Origin of the sequence: Bacillus sp. PSXD-155, from assembly GCF_049310765.1 — a bacterium.
Lineage (GTDB): Bacteria > Bacillota > Bacilli > Bacillales > Bacillaceae_G > Bacillus_A > Bacillus_A cereus.
In genome coordinates this window covers 1-14,019 of sequence record NZ_JBMOWC010000083.1, presented here as the reverse complement: position 1 = coordinate 14,019, position 14,019 = coordinate 1, and the positions used below count along the sequence as shown (strand labels likewise).

The window sequence follows — 14,019 nt, the reverse complement described above, 5'->3', positions numbered from 1 at the left end:
TTGCGAAAGTCCTCCTACTTGTTCAGCTTTATGACATTAGGAATATATGAGTATATCATTTTATAATTAGATTTATAGATTCAAACTATTTCTAATTATTCCATAATAAGGTGGTTATATCAAGTAGTTATCTTCTATGGCGTGTATTAGTTGTTCACTAATATAAAAAGAACATTTGAACGTTAATACTAGAAAAATAAAAGTAATATGTAATATAATTGAAAAAGTATATTTAAAAATAAATGTTAATATTACCCTCCTATAAGTATTAACATACGTAATTGAGGTGTTTTCTTTGTTGTTTTATGACCGGATTTCTATAATGGCCCCTCCTGTTCCGTAGCTTAGGAAAGTCTTTTTACTTCTGAGATTTTCAAAGTTATAGGAGGGTATGAAAAATGAAAAAAGTCTCAGTACCATCACTTTTGTTAATGATTATTCTTGTCGCATTTCCGCAAATTAGTGAAACGATTTACACACCGTCTTTACCAGACATTTCAAAGGCATTACATGTAAGTAATAATGAGGTGCAGTTAACACTTAGTGTGTATTTTGCTGGATTTGCGTTAGGTGTATTTTTTATTGGGTGGTTATCAGATATAATTGGCCGTCGCCCAGCAATGTTATTTGGAATTGTAATATATGGCGTTGGGAGTTTCTTATGCTTTATTGCAAATTCCATTGAAGTTTTATTGGTAAGTCGTTTTATTCAAGCGTTTGGAGCAAGTGCAGGATCCGTTGTTACACAAACGATTCTTCGGGAAAGTGTAGAAGGGCATAAGCGGCATGTTATGTTTGCTCAAATTTCGGCAGTCATTGCTTTTACACCAGCGATAGGACCTTTAATTGGTGGTTTTCTTGATCAAATGTTTGGATTTAAAATAGTATTTTTAAGTTTAGTAGTTATGAGTGTCGGAATTTTTCTGTATACATTTGTTTCTCTTCCCGAAACTAAGACGGGTTCAGTAACGAATAAAATAAATGTGTTTTCAGTCTTGAAGAGGCTAATTACAAATCCGAAAGTAGTAACATATGGGCTATTAATTGGAGGAGCAAATGGTGTTTTATTTAGCTATTATGCAGAAGCGCCGTTTATCTTTATTGAATACTTTCAATTATCGCCTAGTATGTATGGATTTCTAGGAATTGTTGTAGCGTCTGCTTCTATTGTTGGAGCGAAAGTTTCGAAACGTTTACTTGCTACTTATAAACCAGAGAAAATTATATATATCGGTTGTCTCGTAATGACAGGAGGAGCTATCCTTTTATCTGTTATTACGTTTGTGGAATCAAATCCGAATGTAATATATATGGTTGTATTTTTAATAGCGATGTTTATATTGCTATTAGGAATTGGAGTAGCGTTACCTAATTGTTTAAGTTTAGCGTTAGTAGATTTTCAAGATGTCATTGGTACAGCTGGAGCGTTGTTTAGCTTAGGGTACTATATAGTAGTAACGATGACAATTTGGGGAATGAGCCAACTTCATACGGGTTCATTAATGGTGATGCCACTTTATTTTCTGGCTATAGTAGTTGTAATGTCAGTGTTTACTAGAGTGTTTATTTTTGGTAAGCAAACTTTGAAATCGGTTTAAATATGAAATCGTAAAAGAGTCTCATTTTTAAATGAGGCTCTTTTATATTTTGGCTGGGGTAAAGAAGTTAGTAGTTTATTAATATATTAAATTTCTCATTAGTATATAAATCGAATGTGTGGGAAATTACGTTATCAACTATAAAGGTTGAAGTATTTGACATATGAAACCGAGGAAGAAATGCTCTCCTCTGTTATTTATATTGTAATAATATACATGCAGGAATCATATTGAATAGATGTATTTTATTGTTAATTTAGTTAAAAATTAATCAGACTTATGTATAATAATTTATTGAAAAAATAATTGAATTTTTCAGATTAATGAATTAATATAAGGTAAGTAATTTTAAGATTTATAGAATATTGGAAGATGAAAGGTTTTGAGAATTTTATTAGAGGCATAAAACGATTTTAGGATAGCTTTAAAGCTAGTGTAAAATGACGTTTGCTTCATCATTTTCAGGGCCGAAAGGAATTAGGGGAAAGCATCTTGTGTTAAAATGCGGCTATGAATCATCTAAGAGGGGGAAGTGAAGTGGCAAACAAAGAATTGAAAAGAGGTTTAGAAGCACGTCATATTCAAATGATTGCTTTAGGTGGAACCATTGGTGTTGGTTTGTTTATGGGGTCAGCCAGCACAATTAAATGGACAGGTCCGTCAGTAATGCTTGCTTATGCAATTGCAGGTATTTTCATATTCTTCATCATGCGTGCCATGGGAGAAATGTTGTATATGGAGCCAAGTACAGGCTCATTTGCGACGTTCGGTCATAAGTATATTCATCCACTAGCTGGTTATATGACAGCGTGGAGTAACTGGTTCCAGTGGGTTATCGTTGGGATGTCAGAAATTATCGCGGTTGGAGCGTATATGCAATATTGGTTCCCGGATTTACCAGCTTGGATACCAGGTATAATCGCAATGGTTATTCTTGGTGCAGCTAATTTAATTTCAGTTAAGTCATTTGGTGAATTTGAATTTTGGTTCGCGATGATTAAAATCGTTACGATTCTATTAATGATTATTGCGGGATTTGGACTTATTTTCTTTGGAATTGGTAACGGCGGAGAAGCGATTGGTATATCAAATCTTTGGTCAAATGGCGGTTTCTTTACAGGTGGTTTTTCAGGATTCTTCTTTGCATTATCACTTGTAGTTGGAGCGTATCAAGGTGTGGAATTAATCGGAATTACTGCTGGCGAAGCGAAAAATCCGAAGAAGACACTTACAAGAGCGATTCAAAGTACAATTTGGCGTATTTTAATTTTCTACATCGGTGCTATTTTCGTTATTGTAACTGTGTATCCGTGGGATCAATTAAGTACAATTGGTAGCCCGTTCGTAGCAACTTTTGCGAAGGTTGGTATTACGGCAGCAGCTGGACTTATTAACTTTGTTGTTATTACAGCAGCAATGTCTGGTTGTAATAGTGGTATTTATAGTGCTGGTCGTATGCTTTATACGTTAGGTGTAAATGGACAAGCACCGAAATATTTCACGAAACTTTCTGGAAATGGTGTACCTTTATTCGGTACAGTTGGCGTAATTATCGGTCTGGCGGTTGGTGTTGTTTTAAGTTACATCGCACCGAAAAATTTATTCGTATACGTATATAGCGCGAGTGTACTCCCTGGTATGGTACCATGGTTTGTCATTTTAATTAGTCAAATTAATTTTAGAAAAGAAAAGGGAGCAGAGATGAAAGATCATCCGTTCAAAATGCCATTTGCTCCTGTAACAAACTATTTAACGATTGCCTTTTTAATTATGGTATTAATCGGAATGTGGTTTAACGATGATACTCGTATTTCATTAGTTGTAGGTATTATTTTCTTAGCTATCGTTACAATTAGTTTCTATGCTTTTGGAATAGGAAAGCGAGCTCCGTTAGACGTTCAAAATAATAAAGAGATTTCAAGTAAATAAAGAAAAGGCTGTTCATCTGGAACAGCCTTTTCTTATTGTTGTTATTTGTCGATAAATCAATATACTTTGTCGAATCGTTGATATAATTTGATTTGTGATAGATATATTCGAAAAATCGTTAATATAATTTCACATACACCGCTTTTGTAAACATAAACTCCCAAACGATTGTAGCACTTTTACTTTTTAAAATACCCATTTCAAGAGGTTGTTCATTTTCTACGGTAGAGAAAATTTTTCTTTGTGGTTTAATGAGATCACATATTGCTTGCCAATGTTGATCTGTATTGTTTAAGCAGAAGATATCATCTACATCTGTTAGCCCGAATTCTAATATTTGATCTTGTAAAAGCTGGCGATGGTTAATTATATAATTGACACCGAATTTTTTAACCTAGTGTATCTTTTCATCGGTCACGTATTAAATATTGATATTTTAAAATTGATGACTATTCATAAAGATGGCTTCAGCGTTAGCTTCGTAGGGATTGTAATATGTTATCTCTCGATTGCTTTAGCATTTTTTATCATTCGGAAATTTTAAAAATTGTAAGTGGAAATGGAATGAAAGCTGAGAAGGAGTTTAATTCTAGAATGAAGAATTTTTACTGTGTGCCTATCCAAAACTAAATGTAAAGGTGGATACATAATGACAGTAAAGAAACTTTATTTCATCCCAGCAGGTCGTTGTATGTTGGATCATTCGACTGTTAACAGTACGTTAACACCGGGGAAACTATTAAAATTGCCGGTTTGGTGTTATCTTTTGGAGACGGAAGAAGGTCCTATTTTAGTAGACACAGGTATGCCAGAAAGTGCAGTTAATAATGAAGGGCTTTTTAACGGTACATTTGTTGAAGGACAGATTTTACCGAAAATGACTGAAGAAGATAGAATCGTGAATATATTAAAGCGTGTAGGGTATGAGCCGGACGACCTTTTATATATTATTAGTTCTCACTTACATTTTGATCATGCAGGAGGAAACGGTGCTTTTACAAATACACCGATTATTGTGCAACGAACGGAATATGAGGCAGCACTTCATAGAGAAGAATATATGAAAGAATGTATATTACCGCATTTGAACTATAAAATTATTGAAGGGGATTATGAAGTGGTACCAGGTGTTCAATTATTGTATACGCCAGGTCATTCTCCAGGCCATCAGTCGCTATTAATTGAGACAGAAAAATCCGGTCCTGTATTATTAACGATTGATGCATCTTATACGAAAGAAAATTTTGAAGATGAAGTGCCGTTCGCGGGATTTGATTCGGAATTAGCTTTATCTTCAATTAAACGTTTAAAAGAAGTTGTGATGAAAGAGAAGCCAATTATTTTCTTTGGTCATGATATAGAACAGGAAAAGGGATGTAAAGTGTTCCCTGAATATATATAATGCAAAAAGTCATGAGCTTACGTGCTCATGACTTTTTCGTTTAAATAATTTTTTTGAATAAGTTATAAACCTTTTTTGAGCTATCTTCATTTAATTGATAGTACGTAAGGTTTACATCATCAGGAGTATCTTGCTGAGCAATCATCACTTCGCTGCTGTGATGATCAACTACCCATATGAAATATTTTTTATAAGTTCCATCCTCGAAAGTAATCCACATATCACAATCTATTAAGTCTGATCCTTCTTCATCTAATGTTAATTTACCTTTTTTTGCGGTATTCATACTGTTAATAAACGTTTTTAATTCATCTGTTTTTGTGAGAAAGATATCCTGTTTTGTTTTAATTGATTCTACATGTATATCTTTTATTTCCTGTTTTCCTAAAAAAACAGGGGGCTCATTTGGATCTCGCGAGCTTGAAATAATAGTAGCTTTCTTTTTCGGTTTATTTGCAGTATAGAGATCTTGAATAGATTTTCCCGAGTTTATAAACCATGCAATTCCAGAAATAATTAATACGCTACCTAGCAATAAAATAATTTTTTTAATAGGATTTTCTCCTCTCTATTACTTCGTGTGAAGAGCTTTTCTATTAATATATGATAGGTAAGCGTAAAGTATTATAGTTGAACTTGGTTATGCTTCACAGTTTTTATCGGGCGATCTATGAGTAAATTGTAAGTGAGCCCAATTAATACGAAAATGCCACCGATAACTTTACCAATTGAGAGTTCATTTGTCAGGAAGAAATCAATAATAGTCCCCGCAAATAATTGTCCGATAAAGATGAGTAATGTTAAATAAAAGGCTGATATTTTAGGAGTAATATAGTTGGATAATGAAATAACGATAACGCCTACTAATCCGCCTAAGTATACGGCGATAGGAATAGATTGCAACTTATGAATAGGGATATACAATGAATCTGAACTGAAAATTAAAAATAACATAGAGAAAAATAATCCAGTAATATAATTGAAAAACGTGCCTTCCCAGTTTCCAATTTCCTTTGCTAAATTCGCGTTAATAATTCTAGCAACAACGATAGAAACACCAGCTAAAATAGCGATCGTAATATATAACATTTTCTTGCCCCCATTAATAAATTGTCATGATTATAATTCCAGAAGAGATGAAACATAATCCAATTAGTTTTTTCTTTTCAAACTTTGCAACTTTCATTCCTAATAAGCCGAAATGATCAATAACGATGGAAGCAATAGATTGACCGAGTAAACTTAATGCGATCGTAATAGAAGCACCAAGGACGGAGAAACTTATATTGTTAAAAAGAACAGTGAATACTCCAATCGCTCCAGCGCTATATAAAAAAAGTGGAATACTTTTATCGAAATGAATTTTATTTTTGTTTATGATTAAAATGAAGATAACTGCAATTAAACCGACAAGGTGAATGACCACGCTTGCTGTGTACTTGCCAATTAACTCAGATAAAATCCCATTCAATGGAAGCATAACGGCGATGAGCACACCAATAAAGACAGAAAGAAAGTTATACAATGTAATATCCCCTTTGTATTTCATATTTGTAATGACTGTATCATGCTGAAATTGTGTATTGTTATGACATATGTCATAGTGGAAGAAGAAAATTTTGATTACAATGGGGATGAGTTGTAAAGGTGGGGAACTATGAAGAAAGTATGTAATTCTATTAAATTAGCAGAGTATATGAAGAAAAATAATATTGATTCATTTTTTAGTCATGATATGAAGCCATATATGGAACTTATATTTTTTAAAAAGAATGAGTTTATTTGTAGAGAAAATGAAGAGATAGATTATTTATATTTCTTTGTTGAAGGAAAAGCGAAAGCGTTTAACACATTAAGTAACGGGAAATCCGTATTACTGTGTTTTTATGATAGTTTGCAGTTACTTGGAGATGTGGAGTTAATTCATTCCCAAAGGATTACTTCAAATGTACAAGTAATGGCAGATTCATATTGTGTTGGTTTACCATTAGGAAAAGTGAGAAATCAGCTATTTCATGATGCGAAATTTTTAAGATGTATTTGTGGATCGTTAGCACATAAGTTAAATCGACTTTCAAAAAATAGTACAATTAATTTATTGTATCCGCTTGAAAATAGACTTGCGAGTTACATGTTAGCAGCAGGGGAACGAGCAGTTCAGCATGAAAATAGAATTGTATTTAGTGGGAATTTAACGGAAATAGCGGAATTGTTAGGAACGAGCTATCGGCATTTGTTGCGAACATTAAATATTTTTTGTGATAAAGAGATAATAAAGAAGAACGATGGATGCTATGAAGTAGTAAACGTGGATGTTTTGAGAGAATTGGCAGCAGATGTTTATAAATAGGAGGAGAGTATAAATGATAACACCTATATTTAGAATTTTTGATATTGAAAAAGCAAAACTATTTTACTTAGGTTTTTTAGGATTTAAACTGGATTGGGAACATCGGTATGAGGAAAATATGCCATTATATTTGCAAATTTCGTTACAGGATGCTGTGATACATTTATCAGAACATCATGGTGATGCCTCACCAGGTGGTGCGATTCGGATCAAAATAGATGATGTAAAGGATTATCATTCTGTAGTATTAAGTAAAGAATATGCTTATTCGAAGCCAAATATAGAAAAAACACCTTGGGGTACAATTGAATTAACTGTAATTGATCCGTTTTCAAATAGAATTACACTATACGAGGAAAAATTGTAGAAATGGAATGAAGAGTAGTTCATAGAGCAGTGAACTGCTCTTTTTTATTTTGAGTAGATATTGAATTATATAAAAATAAAATGTTATGATTATGGAAACGTATGAATATATGAACAAGTATTCATACGTTTAAGAGAAGGAGGGATTAGAGTGAAAGACCTAATTATTATTGGAGCGGGTCAAGCTGGATTAACAATGGGATATTACTTAAAGCAAGAAGGGTATAATTTTTTATTACTTGAGGTAGGAAAACAAGTTGGTGATTCATGGAGAAATCGATATGATTCTTTGCAGCTTTTTACCCCAAGGTCTTACAGTAGCTTGCCGGGTATGGCGTTAATAGGTGAAAAAAATGAATTTCCATATAAAGATGAAATTGCAACTTATTTAGAAGAATATGCAAGACATTTTCAATTACCGGTACAATTACAAACGGAAGTTCTAAAAATAAAGAAAGAAAAAGAAATATTTGAATTACATACTCCTACAGAAATTTTACAAACGAAAAAAGTTATTATCGCATCAGGTGCTTTTCAGCAACCGTTTATTCCCTCAGTTTCAGCAAATCTATCATCACATATTTTTCAAATACATTCATCACAATATAAATCACCATCACAAATTCCTAAGGGAAAAGTACTAGTAGTAGGTGGTGGGAATTCAGGAATGCAAATTGCAGTAGAACTGGCAAAGACTCATGAAGTTACGGTGTCTATTAGTCATCCTTTAACGTTTTTACCGTTACAACTTTTTGGAAAAAGTATTTTTAATCTGCTAGAAAAAGTGGGTTTATTGTACGCTGAAATAAATACAAAGAGGGGAAGATGGTTTCAGAAGAGAAAGGACCCTATTTTCGGTTTTGAAGGTAAGAAACTTATTCGTAATGGAGCAATCAAACTGCAAGAAAAAGTAGTAAGTGCATCAGGAAATAACATTATGTTTCAGAATGGTGATACTTATAGTGCAGAAAGCATTATATGGTCAACTGGTTTTGTTCAAAATTATAATTGGATTGAAATTAAACAGGCAGTGAATGAGAAAGGATTTCCTAATCATATAAAGGGAATCAGTCCAGTAAAAGGATTGTATTATATCGGTTTACCATGGCAATCTCAAAGGGGTTCCGCACTTATTTGTGGTGTAGGAAAGGATGCAGCGTATGTACTTTCTGAAATCAAAAAAATAGATCAGTAGCAATAACTACTGATCATCCATATGTACATGAATTAGGAGAGGTCAAACATTTATTAACTTTATTATAATAGATTTTCATAGGATTAAAAACTGAAAATTCAAATTTAATGTTGAGAAAGTTTTTTGTATCGAAATATATGAAAAAATAGGGATTTTTATTAAAACAGAAAAAGATATTTCTATTTTAGTAAATTATGATATAGTCTAAATAAGCGTGTTTTTCCATAAATGTAATTATTTTCATTGTAATTTTGTTTATATGAGGGAAGGAGAAGTAATTATGAAGTTTGATGATCAACGCTTACTAGGAGTCCGATTAGGTTCTGTACTTGTGACAGAGGAAAATCAATATTTAGTAATTAAGAAAAAAGATCATTATGCACTGTTAAATATACATAATTTAGAATGCACTCATGTTGAAGTGCAGTTAGAACATTTGGAAGAAATGTTGCGGGAAGATTTCCAAGAAAGTATAACGGAGATTATCGCACCAGAACATATAAAAATTGTTGCGAAAAATGTTATATAGATAAAGAAGCTGGAAGGAACAGCTTCTTTATTTTCATTTTAAGGATAACGTTTTTACAACCTCACCAATGATCCCTTCCATTTGATGAACACCTAAATCGGAATTAGTCATAATAACAGCACCATTCCCGCAGTATGGATAACAAACCATCATACATTGAAATCCAACGCCCCATCCGAGTGAATAAATCTGTAATTCTTCATTAGAATCATCTAGAAAAACACCTAATCCAGTCCATTTTGAGCAACCTTGAGGAGAAATCATGTCTATTACTAATTTTTGAGAAAGTTTTAGTTTGCCCTTTCCTTGTAAGGAATGAATGATTTCAATAACTAAAGCTGATAAGTCAGTTGGTGTTGTCCAAATACCTGAAGCAGCTGCGAATGGATAAAATGGATACTTCTCATTTGTTACAGTTCTATCATTATTATGTCCGCAAGCAAAAACATCGGTTTTATCTATGTCTTTTGGAGAAAAAAGTGTACTATTTTTCATTTGTAATGGCTGGAAGATGTGTTCTTCTAATAACTGACTAAATGATCTTCCTGTAATATCTTCTAGTAGTAGCTCGATTATACAAAAGTTTGCGTCTGAGTAGTGAAATTCACTTTCTGGTTTATAAGTTACCTCTATAGGTACGGGGCAATATAGTGTTTTACCGGAAAGGAGCTCAGACATATTAGGTAAGCCTTTTGCAGGTGTATAATGTTCAAAACTATTAGGTGGATCAATGAGTCCAGATTGATGGCTTAATAAGTTTCTCAAAGTGATGCTTTTTTGTGAAGTAAATAGATTAGTAGGAATGTTCCAAGATGTGAGTTTATCATTTACGTCTTCGTCTAAATGCAAGATTTCTTGATCTGATAACATTAGTACGAGCATTGTAGTGATGAATTTGCTGATAGAACAAGAATTAAAGAGAGAATTTGTAGTAACAGCTCTAGTTGTTCCAGCTTCAAGTGTTCCAAAGGCAGTCGCTTCATCTAGTTTGCCATTACATATAACAGCGAGGCTTAAACCTGCAACGGAATATTGGTTCATTTTCTCGTATATATTGCTACTTTTTAAGTTCATGGTGACTCCTTTCTTTAAAGACAGAATAGTATTTTTATTATACAGTAGTAAAAAAAAGAAAACACTTCGTCATTCACCAATGAAGTGTTTTCTTTTTTAGTTAGTTTGAAGTGAACTTTTGAAAAAATTTGTCTCGGTACATGTACATAACCCATGAGATTGTTATTAAAGAAATGATGATTTGTTTGTTTTTAATTGGTGCATTGAAAACAAGCCAACCAACTATATCAAATAACAAATGTAGCACGATTGAAAGAACTACAAATTGAAGTAACGTATTTAAAAATCTTTTCATAAAGTGTCCCCCTAAAATAATAGGTTTTATTAACAGTTTGATATAGTGATATTATACATTAAATGTGTATTGTGGTAAAATTTACATAAGTTAGTGGAATAAAGCAAATGAAAGTTAGTAAGGGGGAACATTCATGGAATTCTGGATGGTTATACTGATAGTAGCTGTTGGTTTCATTTATATCGCTGAAAAATTAACTACAATTGAAAAGAAAAATGATGCGCGTTTAAAGAGAATTGAAGATAGATTACAATTAATTACGAAAGAAATGGGAATTATAGAAAGAGAACCTGAAATTAATAAAGAACTACGCCAGCTTGTAGAAGAAGGCAAAAAAATTACAGCAGTTAAGAGAGTAAGAGAAGCTTTTGGTTTTTCCTTACTAGAAGCGAAGCAATATGTTGATAAATTATAAAAAAGATCATCCATTTGGGTGATCTTTTTCACTGCACCATGCGTGTATTTACATAAGCCGCGATTATAAAGTGTCCAATTAGAGTGATAGGAATAACGATTGTGACATTAGGCGTAGTGAAGACACTACCGATTGTCGCAATGACACCAGCAATTAAATTATAAAGACCTACTATTTTTGATAGTTTCACTTTATCAGGCACGCGGCGTTCGTTGAATCCTGATAAGAGCCAAGTGTACTGCTTTACTCCGATGAAATAAGCTAGTGCAAATGAAATGATTGCTACTATAAATAATGTTGGTGAAGCGAAGAGAGTCATTGCAAACACCTCCGTTAATGGGCTATAAATAAATTATAGTCCGAATGTTATAATTTAACAAAATATAATTTTGGTTTTAAGTGTAATAGAAAAATGGAGTATTGGTAATGAGGGTAGATTAAGTATGAATATTGTGGAGTTTCAGAGGTATGTATCAAATTTCAGTAAAGAAAAAGGATTTCAAGATACAACAATTGAAGAGCGTACGATATATACGATGGCGGAATTAGGTGAATTAGCGGAAGTCATATTAAAGCGTGATACAATACAAGATGCGAAAAGAGAAATCGGTTTAGAAATGTTTGATGTAATTTGGAATGTATGTGATTTAGCAAATAAATTAAATATTGATTTAGAGAAGGCGTTTAAAGAAAAAATGAAAATTAATAAAAAGCGTGAATGGTAAGTAGAATTTTAATTTGTAAAGATGGGTGATATGAATGAAAAAGAAGCTTTTTATAGGAGGAATCTTTACTTTAATTAGTGTAATAAGTGTTGTCGTTTACTTAGTTTTTCAAGGCATATTCATTCCGAATCAAATAAGTGCTGATAAGTATGAAATAAAAGGTGTAGATGTCGCATCGTATCAAGGGGATATAGATTGGAGAGAGTTGGAAAAGCAAAATATGAAGTTTGCGTTTATAAAGGCGACTGAAGGAAGTTCGTTTGTGGATGAGTACTTTTCGAAAAATTGGAGGAATGCGAATAAGACAGATATGCGCATCGGAGCGTATCATTTTTTTAGTTTCGATAGTAAGGGTGAAACACAAGCAGAGCAATTTATACGAACTGTTCCAAAATATAAACAAGCACTGCCACCCGTGATTGATGTTGAGTTTTACGCTAACAAAAAAGATAATCCGCCTAAGCGTGAAGATGTTACGAAAGAGTTGGCGGTCATGATTGAAATGCTAGAAAAACATTACGATAAGAAAGTAATATTGTATGCAACGCAAGAGGCGTATGATTTATATATAAAGGATGCGTATCCAAAATGTAATATATGGATTCGTAGTGTTCTTACAAAACCGAGTTTATCTGATGAGAGAAAATGGACGTTTTGGCAATACACGAACCGCGGGAGATTAAGCGGTTATAATGGAAAAGAAAAGTATATTGATTTGAATGTATTTTATGGGAATGAGGAAGAGTTTGAGAATTATGGAATGGAAGATTAAGTTTTAAAGCGTACAAAATTGTGTACGCTTTTTTGTTAATTACATAAAAGTATGCAAATGAAGATGGAACAAACATTTGAGATGAATTGTCTAATATAGGTAATAACTATTTAGCTTGAAAGAAAGGGTTGATAACATGAAAAAGAATACGTTGTTAAAAGTAGGATTATGTGTAAGTTTACTAGGAACAACTCAATTTGTTAGCACGATTTCTTCTGTACAAGCATCACAAAAGGTAGAGCAAATAGTAATCAAAAATGAGACGGGAACCATTTCAATATCTCAGTTAAACAAGAATGTATGGGTTCATACGGAGTTAGGTTATTTTAATGGAGAAGCAGTTCCTTCGAACGGTCTAGTTCTTAATACTTCTAAAGGGCTAGTACTTGTTGATTCTTCTTGGGATAACAAATTAACGAAGGAACTAATAGAAATGGTAGAAAAGAAATTTCAGAAGCGCGTAACAGATGTCATTATTACACATGCGCACGCTGATCGAATTGGCGGAATAACAGCGTTGAAAGAAAGAGGCATTAAAGCGCATAGTACAGCATTAACCGCAGAACTAGCAAAGAACAGTGGATATGAAGAGCCGCTTGGAGATTTACAAACAATTACGAGTTTGAAGTTTGGCAATACAAAAGTAGAAACGTTCTATCCAGGGAAAGGACATACAGAAGATAATATTGTTGTTTGGTTGCCACAATATCAAATTTTAGCTGGAGGCTGTTTAGTAAAATCTGCGGAAGCTAAAGATTTAGGAAATGTTGCGGATGCGTATGTAAATGAATGGTCTACATCGATTGAGAATGTGCTGAAGCGATATGGAAATATAAATTCGGTAGTACCTGGTCATGGAGAAGTAGGAGACAAGGGATTACTTTTACATACATTGGATTTATTAAAATAAGAAATTGTAGAAATACAAAAGAAAGGAGAAATAATTTTCTCCTCTCTTTCTTCTAACTATATTTAAATGCTGAATCTGTCGATTACGTCAGCATATATTACTGAGATTTTAATTCCAAGTATACAAATACTAGTACTGTCATAATTGCAATAACAACGTAAGTAGCATCAAGCATTATAAGTGTTTTTAAAGTTTCAGTCATCGTAATTCACCCCTGTTATAAAAATATAACATGATCTTTTTATTGATTAGATTAGAGATCATAAAGATAAAATGTATATGAAATTTCTTAAGTAGCTTCTATATAAATATATCATATAAATAATGTAAGTAATGTTAAGATAGTGTAAATGTATTGTAAATAAAGAGGTTTACAATGAAGGCTTTAATAAAAAAATGATAGTTCCTTAAAATAAAAAATACGCTATTTTCATATGAGATGAATTGCAATTATTTGTA

General features: G+C 32.7%; 17 protein-coding genes and 1 pseudogene. 11 read left to right on the top strand and 7 right to left on the bottom strand.

What is annotated here, in order from left to right:
• Positions 1-398: 398 nt before the first annotated feature.
• Together ACO6VI_RS31545 and ACO6VI_RS31540 are read left to right on the top strand one after the other, a co-directional pair.
• Positions 399-1,598 carry a multidrug effflux MFS transporter gene (locus ACO6VI_RS31545; RefSeq protein WP_097920422.1) on the top strand — a complete coding sequence of 400 codons (1,200 nt, stop codon included), beginning with the start codon at positions 399-401 and terminating at the stop codon, positions 1,596-1,598.
• Between the two features lie 537 nt (positions 1,599-2,135).
• Positions 2,136-3,527: an amino acid permease gene (locus ACO6VI_RS31540; RefSeq protein ID WP_001284410.1), complete on the top strand. Its 1,392-nt coding sequence runs from the start codon at positions 2,136-2,138 to the stop codon at positions 3,525-3,527.
• A gap of 133 nt (positions 3,528-3,660) precedes the next feature.
• Here ACO6VI_RS31540 and ACO6VI_RS31535 read toward each other — a convergent pair.
• Positions 3,661-3,921 (bottom strand): annotated as a pseudogene (locus ACO6VI_RS31535) (hypothetical protein); the annotation flags it as partial.
• Positions 3,922-4,176: 255 nt separating this feature from the next.
• Here ACO6VI_RS31535 and aiiA point away from each other — a divergent pair.
• Positions 4,177-4,929, top strand: a complete 753-nt coding sequence (gene aiiA / locus ACO6VI_RS31530) for a quorum-quenching N-acyl homoserine lactonase AiiA (protein ID WP_161520232.1) — start codon at positions 4,177-4,179, stop codon at positions 4,927-4,929.
• A gap of 40 nt (positions 4,930-4,969) precedes the next feature.
• On the opposite strand, the gene ACO6VI_RS31525 is transcribed toward aiiA, so the two are convergent.
• The 3 genes from ACO6VI_RS31525 to ACO6VI_RS31515 form a co-directional block, all read right to left on the bottom strand.
• Positions 4,970-5,464, bottom strand: coding sequence for a hypothetical protein (locus ACO6VI_RS31525; RefSeq protein ID WP_000901701.1), 495 nt, complete (start codon positions 5,462-5,464; stop codon positions 4,970-4,972).
• Between the two features lie 89 nt (positions 5,465-5,553).
• Entirely contained in the window at positions 5,554-6,018 is a 465-nt protein-coding gene (locus ACO6VI_RS31520; protein ID WP_000965811.1) for a DMT family transporter, read from the bottom strand.
• A gap of 13 nt (positions 6,019-6,031) precedes the next feature.
• Positions 6,032-6,478: a DMT family transporter gene (locus ACO6VI_RS31515; protein WP_140157144.1), complete on the bottom strand. Its 447-nt coding sequence runs from the start codon at positions 6,476-6,478 to the stop codon at positions 6,032-6,034.
• Between the two features lie 108 nt (positions 6,479-6,586).
• Between ACO6VI_RS31515 and yeiL the strand changes: the two genes are divergently transcribed.
• The 4 genes from yeiL to ACO6VI_RS31495 all read left to right on the top strand — a co-directional run bounded on the left by yeiL (position 6,587) and on the right by ACO6VI_RS31495 (position 9,369).
• Positions 6,587-7,279, top strand: coding sequence for a transcriptional regulator YeiL (yeiL, locus tag ACO6VI_RS31510; RefSeq protein ID WP_000754830.1), 693 nt, complete (start codon positions 6,587-6,589; stop codon positions 7,277-7,279).
• Between the two features lie 13 nt (positions 7,280-7,292).
• Positions 7,293-7,646: a glyoxalase superfamily protein gene (locus ACO6VI_RS31505; RefSeq protein ID WP_000632406.1), complete on the top strand. Its 354-nt coding sequence runs from the start codon at positions 7,293-7,295 to the stop codon at positions 7,644-7,646.
• Positions 7,647-7,796: 150 nt separating this feature from the next.
• On the top strand, positions 7,797-8,840 hold the full coding sequence (locus tag ACO6VI_RS31500; RefSeq protein WP_161520233.1) for a flavin-containing monooxygenase: 1,044 nt from the start codon (positions 7,797-7,799) through the stop codon (positions 8,838-8,840).
• A 280-nt stretch (positions 8,841-9,120) separates the two neighbouring features.
• Positions 9,121-9,369 carry a hypothetical protein gene (locus ACO6VI_RS31495; protein WP_000666948.1) on the top strand — a complete coding sequence of 83 codons (249 nt, stop codon included), beginning with the start codon at positions 9,121-9,123 and terminating at the stop codon, positions 9,367-9,369.
• Positions 9,370-9,402: 33 nt separating this feature from the next.
• Here ACO6VI_RS31495 and ACO6VI_RS31490 read toward each other — a convergent pair whose 3' ends face one another.
• Positions 9,403-10,443, bottom strand: a complete 1,041-nt coding sequence (locus ACO6VI_RS31490; protein WP_161520234.1) for a serine hydrolase domain-containing protein — start codon at positions 10,441-10,443, stop codon at positions 9,403-9,405.
• A gap of 100 nt (positions 10,444-10,543) precedes the next feature.
• Positions 10,544-10,738: a hypothetical protein gene (locus ACO6VI_RS31485; RefSeq protein ID WP_000819660.1), complete on the bottom strand. Its 195-nt coding sequence runs from the start codon at positions 10,736-10,738 to the stop codon at positions 10,544-10,546.
• Between the two features lie 133 nt (positions 10,739-10,871).
• Here ACO6VI_RS31485 and ACO6VI_RS31480 point away from each other — a divergent pair, with 133 nt between their 5' ends.
• Positions 10,872-11,153: a hypothetical protein gene (locus ACO6VI_RS31480; RefSeq protein WP_000397724.1), complete on the top strand. Its 282-nt coding sequence runs from the start codon at positions 10,872-10,874 to the stop codon at positions 11,151-11,153.
• Positions 11,154-11,181: 28 nt separating this feature from the next.
• Here ACO6VI_RS31480 and ACO6VI_RS31475 read toward each other — a convergent pair whose 3' ends face one another.
• The gene (locus ACO6VI_RS31475) at positions 11,182-11,472 is read right to left on the bottom strand and encodes a DUF3784 domain-containing protein (protein ID WP_000171773.1); all 291 of its coding nucleotides are present in this window, start codon (positions 11,470-11,472) and stop codon (positions 11,182-11,184) included.
• 124 nt (positions 11,473-11,596) lie between these two features.
• Here ACO6VI_RS31475 and ACO6VI_RS31470 point away from each other — a divergent pair, with 124 nt between their 5' ends.
• From ACO6VI_RS31470 to bla2, 3 genes are all read left to right on the top strand, one after another.
• Complete coding sequence (locus ACO6VI_RS31470; RefSeq protein WP_001028132.1) at positions 11,597-11,878, top strand: MazG nucleotide pyrophosphohydrolase domain-containing protein; 282 nt, start codon at positions 11,597-11,599, stop codon at positions 11,876-11,878.
• Between the two features lie 34 nt (positions 11,879-11,912).
• A complete protein-coding gene (locus tag ACO6VI_RS31465; protein ID WP_000727664.1) occupies positions 11,913-12,650 on the top strand; it encodes a GH25 family lysozyme in 738 nt (245 codons plus the stop codon).
• 136 nt (positions 12,651-12,786) lie between these two features.
• Entirely contained in the window at positions 12,787-13,560 is a 774-nt protein-coding gene (bla2, locus tag ACO6VI_RS31460) for a BcII family subclass B1 metallo-beta-lactamase (RefSeq protein WP_000742483.1), read from the top strand.
• The last annotated feature ends 459 nt before the right edge of the window (positions 13,561-14,019 follow it).